We start from the raw sequence: 15,863 nt of genomic DNA, 5'->3' as shown, positions 1-15,863 counted from the left end.
GACCCTCGCGCCGGGCGATCGGGCGTCAGGCCGCCCGCGCGCCCCCGTCCCGCAGGTCGGGGCCGGGAGCGTCGAGGGACGCGTCGGCGGCGCGGACCTCGGCCCACCGGCGGACCGTCGCGAGCGCCAGGAGCGTGCCCCCGAGCGCGGCACCGGCACCGGCGGTGAGGCGCGTGCCCAGGTCGGCGTCCAGGCCCGCCGCGGCGAGAGGTGCGCCGAGGGCCGCGGCCAGGAGCAGGGCGCGCCGCGTGCCGGGTACGCCGGCGCGCCACGGCCGGACCGGCGGGTCCGTCGGCGGGAGGAGGGCGAGCGCACCCGCGAGCGCCGCCGCACCCACGACCGCGAGCAGCAGCTGGGGCCCGAGGGCGACGAGGAGCGCCCGCGCGGCGACCGCCGACCCGTCCGCCGCGGCCAGGGCGGCCAGCACCATGCCGGCCACCGACGCCGCGAGGACGCCGGCGAGGACCGCACCCGCCGCCCGCGCCCCGCGCAGCACCGCGTCCCGCCGGCGTCGCAGCCGGTCGCGCAGCTCGTCGAGGACCTCCGCGACCGGGTCGTGCGGCGGCAGGCGCACGACGCCGGACCCGCCCGCCGGGGACGCACCGGGGTCCCCGCCGCCGCCGGCGACGGACCCGTCCGGCCACCCGTCCGACCACCCGCCCGGCCACCCGTCCGACGACCCCTGCGACCACCCGCCCGACCGCCCGTCGGACCAGGCGGCGGACCCCGGCCCGCGTCCCCCGGGCACCTCGTCGCGCCACACGCGGGGCCGGGCGCGTCCGTCCCCGACGAGCGGCCGAGGGGCCGGGGCGCCGCCGTCCCCGGAGGTCCCCAGGGCCGACGACGCCGTCCACGGGGCCGTCCCGGCGGGCGCCGCCGGCACCTCGGCCGTCCGCGCCGCCGGCCGGCCGCCGTGCCCCACGCGCCACTGGGCGACGGGCCCGGTGACCGGTCCGAGGGCCCACGCCGAGAGGTCGGCGGGGACGGCGCGGTGGCGGCGCGGCCCTGCGTGCCCGGCCGCGCCGTCCCCCGCCCACCGGTCCTCGGGGGGCCCCTCGCCGCGGTCGACGGAGGCGGCGTCCCACGAGCCGTCCCTCGAGCCGTCCCTCGAGCCGTCCCGCGCGCCGTCCCACGCGCCGTCCCACCACCCGCCACCACCGGCGGGCGCGTCGTCGAGCACCACCTCCTCCTCCGGCCCGCTCCGGCGCGTGCGCCCCGGGCGCCGTCGCCCGCCGCGCCCGGCCGGGCGCCCGGCGTCACGCCGCCCGGCCAGCACCAGGCGACGGGCCCGCCCCGACCCGCCGCGGGCGGCGAGCGCCACCGGAGGTCCGTCGCCCGTCGCCGCGCCGTCCCGGCCCTCGTCCTCACCCCCGGGGGCGGCCGCGTCCCGCGCCGCCCCGCCGACCCGCTCCTGCGCCGTCCCGGGCCCGGCGAGGAGCCGCGGTCCGGCCGGCAGGGGGCGCGCGTGGTGCAGCAGCGCGGCCGCGAGCACCACGAGCACCGCGACGGCAGCCGTCCCCACCCCGTGCCCGGGCAGGCGCCCGGCCGCGGCCGTCCCCGCCACGAGCACCGCCGCGGCGGCGAGGACCGCCAGGTCCCGGCCCCCGCCGGGAGCCGGCCCGGACCCGGCCCGGGCCGGGGAGCGGACGGCGAGCAGCACGGCGACGAGGAGCGCCACCAGCCCGAGGCCGGCGCCCCAGCCCAGCACCGTCGTGGCGCGGCCGGCGTCGAGCGCGGCGGTCCACGTCGGGCCCAGCCGCACCCACTCCTGCCGGACGGTGCCCAGGACGCCCACCCGCTGGGTGCCCGTGGCGACCGTGGTGCCGAAGGCGTACCCGTCGACGTCGACGTCCACCGGCACCGTGCGCCCGCCGGCGACCTCGGTGACGGTGAGGCCCGCGGCGCGCAGGTCCTCGGCCACGGCGCGCACGCGCTCGCGGTCCGCGTCGGCAGCCCCCGTGAGCCCCGCCACCCGGACCCGCACGGAGGCGACGGGGTCCCGCACGCCCCACACGTGGGCGTGGGCGACGTCCGCGATCGCGCTCGGCGGCCCGGGCACGAGGCCGAGACCGGAGATCGCCGGCGCGAGCGGCACGGGCACGTCGAGCTCGCGCCCCCGGGCGTCGCGGACGAGGACGGCGGCGGGGGAGGGGCCCAGCGGGTCCAGCACGTCGCGGACGGCGCGGGCGTCGGGGGCCGCGCCCGGCGGCGGCGTCGCGCCCCGGTGGGTCGTCGCCGCACGGACGGTGCCGACGGGCACCACCACGGAGGTCCGCGCCACCGTCCCGCCGTCGCCGAAGCCCGCGAGGGGCTCGAGCCGGCCGAACACCGCCTCCGCGCCGGGTGCGGTGCCGTCGGCCGAGGGCGTGAGCCCGTCGCTCGTCGCCGTCCACGGGCTCGAGGGCGCGAACGGCGCGTACCGGTCGGCGACGAGCCGGCGCACCCCGCCCGTCGGTCCGTCGGACCCGGGGGCGGCCGGGTTCGCCGCGACGGGCAGGGGCTCGACCGCCGCGGTGCTCCACGTGACGGGGAAGGCGGGCTCGGCGTCGGGCAGGGGGTCCTCCCCCTCGTCCGCCCCCGGCGGCTCCCCGGCGCTCCCGCCCCCGCGCTCGCCGCGCACCTGCCCCGAGGCCGGCCACGGCAGGTCGACGGGGGTCGTCCGCAGCGGGTTCGCGGCGGCCTCCACCGGCGCCTCGACGACCCCGAGCAGGGTCCCCGCGTCCGGTCGTCGCGCGTCCGCCGGCGGCACCCAGCCCAGCGCCTCGTCGGCCGACCCGCCGGAGCCGAGCTGCCCCACCGCCCCGAACCGTCCCCGCACCTCCACACGGACGTGCAGCGTGGGGCCGCCCCCCTCCAGCAGCAGCACGGGCACGTGCGGCGTCGTGGACGGCCCGGGCTGGACCGACGCGTCCCAGAGCTCCTGCGGCCCCTCGACGAGCGTGCGCAGCTCCGCCTCCGCGCGCCGGAGCAGGGTCGCCACGAGCGGGTCGTCCGCCGGCCCCGCCGACGCCCACCGCCCCAGCTCCAGGAGGGTCGTGCCCGCCGCGCTCGCGCCGAGGAGGGGGTCGAGCGCGGTCCCGGCCCCGCCGCGGAGGGCGGCCTCGGCGGCGGGGTCGACGAGCACCACCCGCGCCAGCGAGGCGGGCGCCGGCCCGGGCTCCAGCGCGATCCGGCCGTCGACGACCGGCGCGGTCGAACCGGTCGCCACCGTGAGGCCGAGGACGGTCGCGGCGGTGCGGCGCTGGGTGCGGCAGGGCTCGGAGGCGGGGTCGTCGGCCCGCAGCAGCGCGTCCCCGACGCGGCACCGCCACCGGGGCGGCAGCCGGTCGGGCGGCACGACCACCGTCGGCACGTCGGCCGTGTCGACCATGGCGACCATCTCGTCGCGCCGCACCACCCGCTCGCCGAGGCCGTCGTCCGTCGTCCACGTGGTCGTCAGGCGGAAGGCCACCGGGCCGGCGGCGGTGCGCCCCGCGTCGACCGGCACGACGAGCCGGACCCGCTCGGGCGCGACGACCTCGAGCACGACGTCGCCGCGCGGCGCGGCGACCGCGACGCCGGGGACGGCGCGGACGCGGGCGAGGTCGGCGAGGGTCATCCGCCGCGACGGCGACAGGGCGGCGGTCGGGGGCACGGCCCCCGTCAGCTCGCCCGCGGTGCCGGGGGCCGTGACGAGGAGCTCGTACGGGGCGGCGGCGGTGCCGCGTGCGCCGTGACCCGCGGCGACGGTCCCCGTGACGGGCTCCGTCACGGTGCGGCGGGGCGTCGCCTCGAGGAGGCAGGCGGCGAGCAGGACCACCGCGAGCAGCACGACGAGCAGGCGGCGGGCGCGGGCGACGGGCACGGCCCCCTCCCGTCCGCGTCGGGGCGGTGCGGCAGACGCCGCGGCCTCGGCGCCGCACCGCCGACGCTAGCAGCGCGCGGCCCGCGGCACCTGTGGCCGTGGCGCCGTCCGCGGCCCCTCCGGATGCCGGGGGCGCCGGCGGCGGGTAGGAAGCAGGCATGGGTGTGCTGACGCGTTCGGTGGTGCTCGGCCTCGCGGCCGGCGGGCGGTCCTCGACGGGGTTCGCGGTGCCGGCGCTGGCGGCCGTCCGCGGCCGTCCCGGGGCCGGGCCGGCGCTCGTCCGCCTGCTCGCGGGCGCGGCCGTGCTGGGCGAGACGGTGGCGGACAAGCTGCCCGCCACGCCGAGCCGCCTGCTCCCGCCCGTGCTGACCGCCCGCGTGGCCTCGGGGGCGCTCGGCGCCGTCGGCCTGTCGGTCGTCGAGGGCCGGCGCACGGGCGCGCACCTCGTCGCCCTCCTCGCCGGGGGCGTCGGCGGCTGGCTGGGGTCGGTGGGCGGCTCGACGTGGCGCACGTGGGCCGACGGCTCCGGGCCCGACGCGCTGCGCCCCGACTGGCGGGCCGCGCTCGTCGAGGACGCCGTCGTGCTCCGCGCGGCGCAGGGGCTCGTCGAGAGCTCGGACCGCCGCCGCCGCCGCCCGCGCGTCGCCGTCCTCTACGCGCAGCCGGCCGACGAGGCCTACGGCCACTCCTGACCGGCGACGGCGCCGCCGGCCGTCCCGGCTGCGCACCGCCACCCCGCCCTGCCCGCGTGCCCGTCCGGCTCACGCGGCCCCCCCGCGCCCTGGGCGCCGCCACGACCCCGGAGGACCCGTGGACCTGCACCTCGACGGCCGCACCGCCCTCGTGACCGGGGGCGACTCCGGCATCGGCCTGGCGACGGCCCGCCTGCTGCTCGAGGAGGGGGCGCGGGTCGTCCTCACCGACGTGGACGCGGGGCGGCTCGACGCGGCCGCGGCGTCCCTCGGCCCGGCGGTGGCCGACCGGGTCCTCACCGTCGCCGCCGACCTGCGGGACCGGGCGGCGGCCGAGCGGGTCGTCGCCGCCGCGCAGGAGCGCTTCGGCACGGTCGACGTCCTCGTCCACGCCGCCGGCATCACGGGGGCGCAGGGGCTGTTCCACGAGATCGACGAGAGCGGCTGGCGCGAGACGGTCGAGGTCGACCTCTTCGCCGCGGTCCACACGACCCGCGCGGTCCTCGACGGCATGCGCCGCCAGGGCTGGGGCCGGGTCGTCATGGTCGCCTCGGAGGACGCCGTCCAGCCCTACCCCGACGAGCTGCCCTACTGCGTGGCGAAGGCCGGGATCCTCGCCCTCGTCAAGGGACTGTCGAAGACCTACGCGTCCGAGGGCGTGCTCGTGAACGCCGTCTCGCCGGCGTTCATCGCCACGCCCATGACCGACGCGATGATGGCGAAGCGGGCGGAGGAGGAGGGCACGGACGTCGAGGGCGCCATCCGCTCGTTCCTGCAGGAGGAGCGGCCCGGGATGGAGCTCGGCCGGCGCGGCCGGCCCGAGGAGGTCGCCGCGGTCATCGCGTTCCTCGTCTCCGAGCGGGCGAGCTTCGTGAACGGGTCGAACTACCGCGTCGACTCCGGCTCCGTCCAGACGATCTGACGCGCCCGCGGTCCGCGTCCTGGTCCGGGGCGGTCCACGTCCCGGACCGGCGTGCCACCGGCACCCCCGCGTGCGAGCCTCGACGACGAGGCGCACGGAGGGTGCCCCTCCCGGACGAGCGGGGCCGTACCCGGAGCGCGACAAGACGGCACCCCTGTGAGGTCCGTCGTGTCCCCGAGCTCCCTCGCCTGGTCCGCCCTCGTCGTCTCCGGCGTCCTCGAGGCGGTGTGGGCCACGGCCCTCGGCCGCTCCGAGGGCTTCTCCCGGCTGGCGCCGACCCTCGTCTTCGTCGCCGCGCTCGTGGCCAGCATGGCCGGGCTGGCCTTCGCGCTGCGCACCCTGCCGGTGGGCACGTCCTACGCCGTGTGGGTCGGCATCGGGGCCGCGCTCACCGTCACGTGGTCGATGGCCACGGGCGGGGAGGCCGTCTCCCTCGTCAAGGTGCTGCTCGTGCTCGGCCTCGTCGGCTGCGTCGTGGGGCTCAAGCTGCTCCACTGACGCGGCCCCGGGCCCCGGCCCTTCGCGCGCGGGCCGGGGGCCGCCGGGCTCAGGCCGCCGTCGCCGTGGCGAACTGCGTGCGGTACAGGTCGGCGTACAGCCCGCCCTCGGCCAGCAGCGACGCGTGGGTCCCCTGCTGGACGACCCGCCCGCCGTCGACCACGACGATGAGGTCGGCCTGGCGGATCGTCGAGAGCCGGTGCGCGATGACGACGCTGGTCCGGCCCGCGAGCGCCGTGTCGAGCGCGGCCTGGACGGCGGCCTCCGACTCGGAGTCCAGGTGGGCCGTCGCCTCGTCGAGCACGACGAGGTCGGGCGCCTTGAGCAGCAGCCGGGCGATCGCCAGGCGCTGCCGCTCACCTCCGGACAGGCGGTAGCCGCGCTCCCCGACGACCGTGGCGAGGCCGTCGGGCAGGCCCGCGACGAGGTCCCCGACGTGCGCCTGGCGCAGGGCGGCCCAGATCTCGTCGTCCGTGGCCCCGGGCCGGACGTAGCGCAGGTTGCCGGCGATGGTGTCGTGGAACAGGTGCGCCTCCTGGCTGACGATGCCGACGGTGGCGCGCAGCGACTCCTGCGTCACGTCCCGCAGGTCCTCGCCGGCCACCCGGACGGCGCCGCGCGTGGGGTCGTACATGCGCGTGACGAGCTGCGAGATCGTCGTCTTGCCGGCGCCGGAGGGTCCGACGAGCGCGACCATCTGCCCCGCCGGCACCCGGAAGGACACGTCGACGAGGGTGTCGCCCGCCGCGTCCCCGCGGCCGCCGTCGACGCCCTCGAGCGAGGCCAGGCCCACGCCGGAGGCGTCCGGGTAGCGGAAGCCGACGGCGTCGAGCTCCACGTCCGCGCCGCGCCGGGCGACGGCGTCCCGCAGGTCGCCGGCGCCCGGGCGGTCGGTGACGGTGGGCTGCAGGTCGAGGACCTCGAGGACGCGCTCGAAGCTCACGAGCGCGGTCATGACGTCCACCTGCACGTTCGACATCGCGCTGAGGGGCCCGTAGAGCCGGTTGAGGTAGGCGGTCAGCGCGACGAGCACGCCGACGGTGAGCTGGTCGCGGATCGCCAGGACGCCGCCCAGGCCGTAGACGATGGCGACGGCGACCGCCGCCACGGTCGTGAGGCCGACGCGGAACCACGTGGAGTACAGCGCGCGGCGGACGCCGACGTCGCGGACGGCCTCGACCTGCGCGCCGTAGGACGCGGACTCGCGGGCGGGGTCGCCGAACACCTTGACCAGGTGGGCGCCCGCGACGTTGAAGCGCTCCGTCATCGTCTGCGCGGCCTCGGCGTTGAGGACGTAGCTCTCCCGGGTCACCTCGGCGATCCGGTGCCCGAACCAGCGGGCGGGCAGGATGAACACGGGCAGCAGCACGAGGCTGACGAGCGTCAGCTGCCAGGACAGGGACAGCATCGCGGCGAGCACGAAGACGACCGTGAGGCTGTTGCTCACGACGTTCTGCAGCGTCGAGGTGAAGGCCTGCTGCGCCCCGAGCACGTCGCCGTTGAGGCGCTGCACGAGCGAGCCCGTGCGCGCCCGGGAGAAGAAGGCGAGCGGCATCGTCTGGACGTGGTCGAACACCGCGCGGCGCAGGTCGGCGATGAGGCCCTCGCCGATGCCGGCGGAGACCCACCGGTCGGCCACGGAGAGCCCGGCCTGGAGCAGCGCGAGCCCGGCGACGGCGCCGGCGATCCCGAGGACGAGGCCCGTGCGGCCGTCCGCGATGCCGTCGTCGATGAGCGTCTGCAGCAGCAGCGGCGTCACGGCGCCGGCCGCCGCCTCGAGCGCGATGAGCGCGAGGAACACGGTCAGCCGGCCGCGGTAGGGCCGGGCGAAGGCGAGGATGCGGCGGAGCGTGGCCCGGGTCAGGCGGTGCTCGACGACGCTGCGGTCCTGGCCGAAGGTCCGGGTCATCGGACCCCCGCCTCCGGGCATGTGGGGCATCGACACGGACGCCTCCCCTCTGGCCGGAGGGCGCCGGGCGGGTGTCGCCGGGCGCGCGTCCGCACCGATGCTGAGCCTACCTCAGCAGTCTGCGGCCGCCGTGCCGGGGGACCGCCCCCCGGACGGTCCCCCGGCCGGGGCCCGCGCGCCACCCGTGGCCGCGCGGGCCCGGCCGCGGGCCCTCAGGGCGCGACGACCCGCAGGGTGTCCCCGTCGCGCACGACGGGCACCGGGTCGGCGATCTCCCCGACGAAGCGGCCGTCCTCCGTGTCCCGGAAGCCGAGCAGCGCCCAGCCCCCGGTGACGGGGTCCTCGACGAGCCGCGCCGCGTAGAGCGAGGGGTGCGCGAACGGCCGGGCCGCCGCCATGTCCCAGGGCCCGAGCAGACCCTCGCCCCGGGCCACCCAGACCCCGCCCTGCCGCCAGTCGCGGCGCCGGGCCTCCGCCAGGTGCGTCGGCCAGCACGAGAAGACGAGCACGGGCAGCCCGTCGACGACCGCGACCTGCGGGACCTCGACCTGGCCGAACCCGGCGGGCGCGGTCAGGGGCGGCCGGACCTCCCACCGCTCGAGGTCCGCGCTGACGGCGTGGCCCACGACGCTGCGTCCGGCGGGGTCGCCCGTGCGCACCCGGGCCGTGACGAGCATGTGCCAGCCGTCCCCGTCCGGGTCCCGGAGCACCCAGGGGTCGCGCCAGGCCTCGTCGAACCAGTCCCCCTGGTCGAGCGTCTCGTACAGGCGGGGGTCGGCGGCCGTCACCGGGCCCGGGTCGCGGTGCCAGGTGACGAGGTCGTCCGAGCGGGCCACCCCGACGCGCTGCACGAGGCCGCGGTCGGCGCGGGAGACGCCCGTGTAGAACATCCGCCACGACCCGTCGTCGGCGCGGACGACCGATCCGGTCCACGTGGCCTGGTCGTCCCAGGCGTCGGGGTCGGCCGGCACGAGCGCGTCGGGCAGGAGCTCCCAGGAGCGCAGGTCGGTCGAGCGCGCGTGCCCGACGGAGGCGCGCAGGTGGCGGCGGTCCGGGTCCTGCAGGGCCCGGGAGGCGCGCAGGAAGAAGAGGTGGTGGTGCGTCCCGTCGAACGCGGTCCAGCTGTCCCACACCCAGTGGTCGGCGAGCCTCAGCACGGCGTCATCCCTTCACGCCGCTGGCGGCGATGCTGCTGACGAAGGCCCGCTGGAAGGCCAGGAACACGAGGAGCACCGGCAGGGTGATGAGCGAGGTGTACGCCATCACCTCGCCCCAGGCGGTGTTGAGCTGGAAGAAGTACTGCATGCCGACCATGACGGGGCGCAGGGTCTCCTGCTGCACGGTCATGAGGGGCCACAGGTAGGCGTTCCAGGCGGGCAGGAACGTGAGGATCGCGACCGTGGCGAAGGCCGGCCCGGCCAGCGGGGCGACGATCTTGCGGTAGATCGTGAACCAGCCGGCGCCGTCGATGCGGGCGGCCTCGTCGAGCGAGGTCGGGATCGTCGAGAAGTACTGCGCGAACAGGAAGATGGAGAACGCGTTCGCGACGAAGGGGATGATCTGCACCTGGTAGGTGTTCAGCCACCCGAAGTCGTACTTGAGGACGAAGCCCTCGAACACCAGCGTCGGCAGCTTCGAGACCCAGTAGACCATCGGCACGGCGATCGTCTCGAAGGGCACGATGAGCGTGGCGATGATGACGGTGAACAGGATCTTGCGGCCGCGGAACTGCATGCGCGACAGCGCGAAGCCGGCCATGGAGTTCACCACGAGCCCGAGCCCGACGATGAGCACCGTCACGAGGATGGAGTTCACGAGGAACCGCGCCACGGGCACCCGGTCGAAGACGTCCGCGTAGTTCTGCAGCGACAGGTCGCCGACGGGCAGGAACGCCCGCGGGGAGTCGACGTCGGACAGGATCTGCGCGTCGGGCTTGAAGCTCGAGACGAACATGAACACGAGCGGGAAGAGGAACACGACCGCGAGCCCGGTCATGAGGAGGTAGGAGCGCCAGGCGTGGGCGGGGCGCGCGGTGTGCGGCCCGCGGGGCTCGAGCGGTCTGCGCGAGCCCGGCGGCCGGGTGGCGACGGTGGCCATGGTCAGTCCTTGTCCCTGGTCAGGCGGCGCTGCACGAGCGCGACCGCGAGGACCAGCACGAAGAAGATGAGGGAGATGGCCGCCCCGTAGCCGACCTGCTGCTCGCGGTAGCCGCGGCGCACCGCGTGGTAGACGAGGGTCGTCGTCGCGTTGACCGGACCGCCCTGCGTCATGACGTCGATCTGCACGAAGAGCCCGAGCGCCGCGATGGTGATCGTCACGAGGATGAACACCATCGTCGGGCGCAGGCCCGGCCAGGTGACGTTGCGGAACTGCTGGCGCGGCGTCGCGCCGTCCATCCGGGCGGCCTCGTAGAGCTCCTCGGGGATGGTCTGCAGGCCCGAGAGCCAGATGATCATGTGGAAGCCGACGGCCTGCCAGATCGACAGCACGATGATGGCCGGCAGCGCCGTGGCGGTGCTGTTGAGCCACGCCATGCCGTCCCACGCGCCGAACGTCAGGCTGTTGATGACGGAGTTGATGAGGCCGTCGCCCTGGTAGAGGAACTTCCACAGGATCGAGACGACGACGATCGACGTGACGACCGGGACGAAGAAGATGACGCGGTAGGCCGTGACGCCGCGCAGCTTCTGGTTCACCAGCAGCGCCATGACGAGCCCGAGCCCGGCCTGCACCGGCACGACGACGAGCGCGAACAGCGCCGTGTTGAGGACGGACCGCAGGAAGGTCGGGTCGGCGGTGAAGGCGCGGACGAAGTTGTCGGCGCCGACGAGGCGGGGCGGCTCGGGGGAGATGAGGCGCGCGTTCGTGAACGACAGCCCGAACGCGAGCAGCACGGGGATCACGAGGAACAGGAGGAGCAGGACGGCGGCCGGGGCCACCATGCCGTAGGCCGCGGCCGACCGGGACGAGCTCCGGCGTCGCCGGCGCCCCCCGGGCTCGGCGGCGACCCGCGCGGTGGCGACGGCGGGCGTGCCCTGCTGCAGCGGTGTGCTCATGGCAGGTCCGATCCGGCGGACGGGTCGGCGGGGTGCCGACCCGCCCGCCTGGCGTGGGAGGGGTTCAGGAGCGGGTGGGGCGGGGGCGCGTCAGGGGCGCGTCAGGACCCGTAGCCGTCGTTGGCGGCGATGTCCGCGTCGATGTCCAGGACCGCCTGGTCGAGGGTCGAGGGGACGTCGGCGCCGGACATGATGTCCTTCGCCGCGCGCTCGAAGGTGCTCGAGATGACCGCGTACGCCGGCGTCGGCGGGCGGAGCACCGCGAAGGGCGTGAGGTCGACGAAGGGCCGCAGCGGGGCGCCCTCGGCGAAGTTGGCCGAGGCCGCCTCCGCCTCCTCCGTCGCCGGGATGACGATCTGGTTGTCGCTGAACTGCGTGATGTACTCCGTGGCGAAGCTGAACTCGAGGTACGCCTGCGCGCCCTCGAGCTGGCCGCACGAGCTGGAGATGCCCCACTGCCAGGAGCCGCCGCCGATCTTCGGGCCCGTGCCCAGGTCCGGCGGCGGGAGGATGAGCAGGTCGTCGCCGACCGCCTCGAGCGAGGCCTGGGCGTTCCAGACGCCGGTGTAGCTCAGGGCCACCTCGTCGTTGTTGAACTCCTCGTTGCCCACCTGGCCGCCGTTGCCCGTGAGGCCGCGCTCGAACAGGCTCTGGAACCAGGTGAAGAACTCGACGGCCTCGGGGCCGTTGAGCACGCCCTCCGCGGACTGCAGCGTCTCGCGGTCGATGAGGTCGCCGCCGGCGCTCTGCAGCATCGGCGAGTAGGCGTAGGGCCACCACTCGCCGGTGTCCTCGGCGCCGATGTCGAGCGGCGTGGCGTAGCCGGCGCCCTGCAGGGTCGTCAGCGCCGCGTCGAACTCGTCCTGCGTCCACGGCTCCTCGACGGTGGGGACGCGGATGCCGTTCGCGTCGAGCACGGACTGCCGGGCGAAGATCGACAGCGCCGCGTCCCAGTAGCCCGCGGAGTAGACCTCGCCGTCCCACTCGCCGACGGCGGTGGGCAGGAGCGCGTCCGTGATCGCGGGGTCGATGCCGAGCGGCTGGATGTAGCCGGCCCAGGCCCAGTTCGGGACGATGGGGCCGTCCATGTCGAGCAGGCAGGGCAGGTCGCCCGAGGCCGCGGCGGCCACGATCGCGTCGTTGTACGCGGCCTGCGGGAACGACTCCTGGACGACCCGGTAGTCCTCCTGCGAGGCGTTGAAGTCGTCGATGATCTGCGTGTAGACCTCGAGCTCGGCCGGGTTGCCGGCGGAGTGGGTCCAGAGCGTCAGCTCGGCGGGGCCGTCGCCGCCGCCCTCCGTGCCCTGCCCGGCCTGACCGCAGGCGGCCAGGGCGGCGGCGCCGGCGGTGGCCGTCGCTACGATCCTCGCGAGACGGGTGCGCTTCATCGTGCTCCTCTCGACGGGGGTCCGACGGTCGAGGTCGGGTCCCCCTGCTCGGTGGTCGTCGGACGACGACCACGGGGTGTGTCGGTGCCCGTCGCCGGCCTGCTGTCCAGGCGTGGCCGGCGGCGGGCTCACGGAGCCCGCGGAGGGCTCACGGAGCCCCGCTCGACGAGGGGGCACGGCATCCGCAGGACGCCGTCCGCCGCGTCGGGGGGCGGGGTCACGCCGAGGAGGACCTCCGTCGCCCAGCGGCCCATCGCGTAGTGCGGCAGGGCCACCGTGGTGAGCGGGGGGTCGAGCTCGGTCGCGATGAGCTGCTGGTCGTCGTAGCCGACGACCGACAGGTCCTCGGGGATGACCAGGCCGTGGTGCCGGGCGGAGGCGTACGCCCCGGCCGCGATCCGGTCGTTGAAGCAGAAGAGCGCCGTGGGCCGGCGGTCCGCCGGCAGGGCCAGGAGGCCGTCCACCGCGTCGGCGGCGTCGGCGGCCGTGGCGGTGGCGGACCGCACGTGCAGCGCGGGGTCCGGGGTCACGCCCGCCTCCCGGAGCACGTCGAGGTAGCCGGTGTGCCGCAGCCCTGAGGCGAGGGGCGCGGGGTCCTCGCCGATGTCGACGTAGGCGATGCGGCGGTGCCCGGCCGCGACGAGGAGCCGGATCGCCGCGACGGCGCCGGCCCGGTCGTCCGGCACCACGGCCGGACCGCCCCCGGCCTCGGGGAAGCAGTCGAGGTAGACGGTGCCGGCCGGCAGCGGCGCCGCGGGGGCCACGGGCCGGTGCCACATCGCCGCGTAGACGATGCCGTCGACCTGCTGGGCGAGCAGGGCGCGCACGGCGTCGGCCTCCACGGCCGGGTCGCCGTCGGTCCCGACGAGGAACAGCAGCCGCCCGTGCTCGCGGGCCACGTCCTGCGCCGCCTCGACCATCGCGACGGCGTAGGGGGTGGTGGTGATCCGGTCGGAGATGAGGCCGACGGTGTGCGTGCGCTGGGTGCGCAGGCCCCGGGCCAGGACGTTCGGCGCGTAGCCGAGCGCGGCGGCGGCGTCGTGCACCCGGCGGCGGGTGGCCTCGGGGAAGCGCTCGGCGTTGCGGCCGTTGAGGACGAGGGACACCGTCGTCGCCGAGACGCCCGCCTCACGGGCGACGTCGGTGATGGTGGTGCGGGCCACGGCTGCTCCTCGTCGAGCGGTGCGGGTCAGGTCGGTCGTGGCGGTGGGCCCGTCGGCCGGGGCCGAGCGGTAAACCGTTTGACTAAACCGATTGACCCGAGCATGGCGCGAGGGTCGCCGGCTGTCAACGGTCGATGCGCGACCGTGACCCGGCGCGTGACCCGGCGCCTGATCGAATGCGTGACCCGGCTCGTGGACCACCGCGTGAACCGACACCTGAACCGACGCGTGCCCGGCGTGTGACCCGTCGCGCCGGCCCGACCGGCCGCGGCGCGGACGCCCTGGGCGGTGCGGCGCCCCGCGGCTGGCCTAGCCTCGGGCCGTGCCCCCGCCGCCCGGACCGGACCCCGACCCCGGCGCCGCGCGCCCGGACGAGAGCGCGGAGTTCCTCGACCTCGTCCACACCGTCCTGCACGCGGTGCGGCGCGAGGCGTCGGCCCGCTGCGAGCCCGAGGGCGTCACGCCGGGGCAGCTGCGGTTCCTGCGGCACCTGGCACGCGCGGGCGCCCCCCGACGCCCCGGCGAGCTCGCGGCCGCGCTCGACCTCGCGCCGCGGTCCGTGACCTCGAAGGTCGACCAGGCGGAGGCCGAGGGCCTCGTCGAACGGCTGCCCGACCCGTCGGACCGGCGGGCCACCCTCGTCGCGCTCACGCCCGCCGGGGCGGCGCTCGTCGCGCGGCTCGCGGAGCACCGGCACCTCGGGGCGCAGGAGCGTCTCGCCCGCCTCGACGAGGCCGACCGCGCCCACCTCCTGGCCCTGCTGCGCCGCCTGGCCGCCCCGCCGTCCCCCTGACGGCGCCCGGGGACCCTCGTCCGCCCCCGCACGGCCTCCCCTCCACCCGACGAGAGGCCGGTCCGCGCCGCGTCGTCGCGACCGAGTGCGGCCGGGACCGGCACCTCGTCGTGCCTGCGGAGGTCAGTAGACGTGGACCGCGGTGCCCAGGGGTGCGCCCCAGGCGTCCCAGACCCAGTCCATGGCGGCGTTCGACACGCGCACGCAGCCGTGCGACGCCGGCCACGGCGGGATGGAGCCCGAGCCGTGGACGGCCCAGCCGCCGCGGAAGTACTTGGGGCGGTACATGGAGCCGAGCTCGAGCGTCGACTCGTGCATGCCGTCGACCTGGCGCACCACGGCGTAGTCGCCCGTCGGCGTGGTCGCGCGCTGGGGCCGCCCGAGCGCCTCGTACCGCTCGCCGTTGCCCGACGAGGCGTTCACCACGCGCGTGACGACGCCGTCGTCCACCGCGAGCAGCAGCTGCGCGTCGAGGTCCACCTCGATCGCGCGGCCGCTCGTCGTGCGCGGGGTCGGCACGGTGCCGGCGTCGAGCGCGGCCTTCGTCGCGGGCCCGACGAGCCCGTCCCGGTCGAGGCCCGCGGCCTTCTGCAGCGCCCACACGGCCTGCTGCGTGGCCGCGCCGAACCGGCCGTCGGACTCGGGCAGGAAGTACCCGAGCGCGGCGAGCCGCGTCTGCAGCGCGAGGACCGCCTCGCCCTCGTCCCCGCGGCGCAGGGGTGCGGGCTCGGGGGGCGGGGCGGGTGCTGCCTCCGGCGGGGCGGCGGTCGGGAGCGGGGTCGGGGCGGGCGGGGCGGGCGGGACGGGCGTCGCCGTGGCCGACGGGGCCGCCGGGGTCGGCGTGCCGGGTCCCTCGTCGTGAGGGGACGGGGACGCGGACTGCGAGGGGGACGGGGTGGAGGACGCCGTCGCGGACGCCGTCGCGGACGCCGTGGCGGTCGGTCCGGCCGCCCCGCTCGACCCCGGTGCCGCCGTGGTCCCGGGCGCGCACGCCGCGAGCAGCGCGGCGACGAGGGCCGCGGCGCCCGTACGGGCCACCCACGCGCCGCTCGCCGTGCCCCGGTCCGCCGTGCCCCGGTCCGCCGTGCCCCGGTCCGCCGCGCCCCGTCGACGCGTGCGCGTCCGCGGCCCCTGGTCCCCGCCCATCCCTGCCCCCTCGTGCGACCCGCCCGGCCGCGACCCGGCCCGTCCTCCGGCCGGGGTGCGCGAGGCACGCCGACGACCTGCGCCCACCCTGCGGGAGAGGTGCCGCGCGCGTCGAGCGCCGTGCGGAGCTGCCGCCGCTCCGTGGCCCGATCGTGACCGTCCTACGCGCCCACGCCGACGAGGTGCCGGTTCCGGTCGCGTGCGGGCGGGGGCGTGCGGTCGGGAGGGGCATCTCGTCGGAGGGGATCGGGGGCCGGGGCCCCGGCGACGAGGTGCCGGTTCCGGTCGCGTGCGGAGGCGGGCGAGCGGTCGGGAGGGGCATCTCGTCGGAGGGGGTGGTGAGTCGAGGGGCCCGGCGACGAGGTGCCGGTTCCGGTCGCGTGCGGGCGGGGGCGAGCGGTCGGGAGGGGCATCTCGTCGGAGGGGGTCGGGGGCCGGGGCCCCGGCGACGG

The 15,863-nt window shown here is 77.4% G+C and carries 12 protein-coding genes and 1 riboswitch; of the genes, 4 read left to right on the top strand and 8 right to left on the bottom strand.

Going from position 1 to position 15,863, the window contains the following annotated elements:
• Positions 1–25: 25 nt before the first annotated feature.
• Positions 26–3,844 carry a hypothetical protein gene (locus tag EJA20_RS09200; RefSeq protein WP_129337858.1) on the bottom strand — a complete coding sequence of 1,273 codons (3,819 nt, stop codon included), beginning with the start codon at positions 3,842–3,844 and terminating at the stop codon, positions 26–28.
• 158 nt (positions 3,845–4,002) lie between these two features.
• Between EJA20_RS09200 and EJA20_RS09195 the strand changes: the two genes are divergently transcribed.
• From EJA20_RS09195 to EJA20_RS09185, 3 genes are all read left to right on the top strand, one after another.
• Positions 4,003–4,536, top strand: coding sequence for a hypothetical protein (locus EJA20_RS09195; RefSeq protein ID WP_129337857.1), 534 nt, complete (start codon positions 4,003–4,005; stop codon positions 4,534–4,536).
• Between the two features lie 118 nt (positions 4,537–4,654).
• Positions 4,655–5,458, top strand: coding sequence for an SDR family NAD(P)-dependent oxidoreductase (locus EJA20_RS09190; protein ID WP_129337856.1), 804 nt, complete (start codon positions 4,655–4,657; stop codon positions 5,456–5,458).
• A gap of 94 nt (positions 5,459–5,552) precedes the next feature.
• A riboswitch (guanidine-III (ykkC-III) riboswitch) is annotated at positions 5,553–5,613 on the top strand.
• 1 nt (position 5,614) lies between these two features.
• The gene (locus tag EJA20_RS09185) at positions 5,615–5,956 is read left to right on the top strand and encodes a DMT family transporter (protein WP_240675275.1); all 342 of its coding nucleotides are present in this window, start codon (positions 5,615–5,617) and stop codon (positions 5,954–5,956) included.
• Between the two features lie 49 nt (positions 5,957–6,005).
• Here the strand turns inward: EJA20_RS09185 and EJA20_RS09180 are convergent, their stop codons facing one another.
• From EJA20_RS09180 to EJA20_RS09155, 6 genes are all read right to left on the bottom strand, one after another.
• Positions 6,006–7,865: an ABC transporter ATP-binding protein gene (locus tag EJA20_RS09180; protein ID WP_240675273.1), complete on the bottom strand. Its 1,860-nt coding sequence runs from the start codon at positions 7,863–7,865 to the stop codon at positions 6,006–6,008.
• Positions 7,866–8,077: 212 nt separating this feature from the next.
• Complete coding sequence (locus EJA20_RS09175) at positions 8,078–9,022, bottom strand: glycoside hydrolase family protein (protein WP_129337855.1); 945 nt, start codon at positions 9,020–9,022, stop codon at positions 8,078–8,080.
• A 4-nt stretch (positions 9,023–9,026) separates the two neighbouring features.
• A complete protein-coding gene (locus EJA20_RS09170; protein ID WP_129337854.1) occupies positions 9,027–9,962 on the bottom strand; it encodes a carbohydrate ABC transporter permease in 936 nt (311 codons plus the stop codon).
• A 2-nt stretch (positions 9,963–9,964) separates the two neighbouring features.
• Positions 9,965–10,921 carry a carbohydrate ABC transporter permease gene (locus tag EJA20_RS09165; protein WP_129337853.1) on the bottom strand — a complete coding sequence of 319 codons (957 nt, stop codon included), beginning with the start codon at positions 10,919–10,921 and terminating at the stop codon, positions 9,965–9,967.
• Positions 10,922–11,022: 101 nt separating this feature from the next.
• On the bottom strand, positions 11,023–12,309 hold the full coding sequence (locus tag EJA20_RS09160; RefSeq protein ID WP_129337852.1) for an extracellular solute-binding protein: 1,287 nt from the start codon (positions 12,307–12,309) through the stop codon (positions 11,023–11,025).
• A gap of 128 nt (positions 12,310–12,437) precedes the next feature.
• Positions 12,438–13,472 (bottom strand): LacI family DNA-binding transcriptional regulator, encoded by a 1,035-nt coding sequence (locus EJA20_RS09155; RefSeq protein ID WP_129337851.1) that lies wholly within the window; start codon positions 13,470–13,472, stop codon positions 12,438–12,440.
• Positions 13,473–13,794: 322 nt separating this feature from the next.
• On the opposite strand from EJA20_RS09155, the gene EJA20_RS09150 reads away from it, so the two are divergent.
• Positions 13,795–14,265: a MarR family winged helix-turn-helix transcriptional regulator gene (locus tag EJA20_RS09150; RefSeq protein WP_129337850.1), complete on the top strand. Its 471-nt coding sequence runs from the start codon at positions 13,795–13,797 to the stop codon at positions 14,263–14,265.
• A gap of 123 nt (positions 14,266–14,388) precedes the next feature.
• Here EJA20_RS09150 and EJA20_RS09145 read toward each other — a convergent pair whose 3' ends face one another.
• Positions 14,389–15,303, bottom strand: coding sequence for a L,D-transpeptidase family protein (locus tag EJA20_RS09145; protein ID WP_240675271.1), 915 nt, complete (start codon positions 15,301–15,303; stop codon positions 14,389–14,391).
• Between the last annotated feature and the right edge of the window lie 560 nt (positions 15,304–15,863).

The organism is Cellulomonas endophytica, assembly GCF_004123805.1.
Taxonomy (GTDB): domain Bacteria; phylum Actinomycetota; class Actinomycetes; order Actinomycetales; family Cellulomonadaceae; genus Cellulomonas; species Cellulomonas endophytica.
Note: the sequence above shows the minus strand (reverse complement) of the source record. Positions and strands in the feature narration are given on the sequence as shown.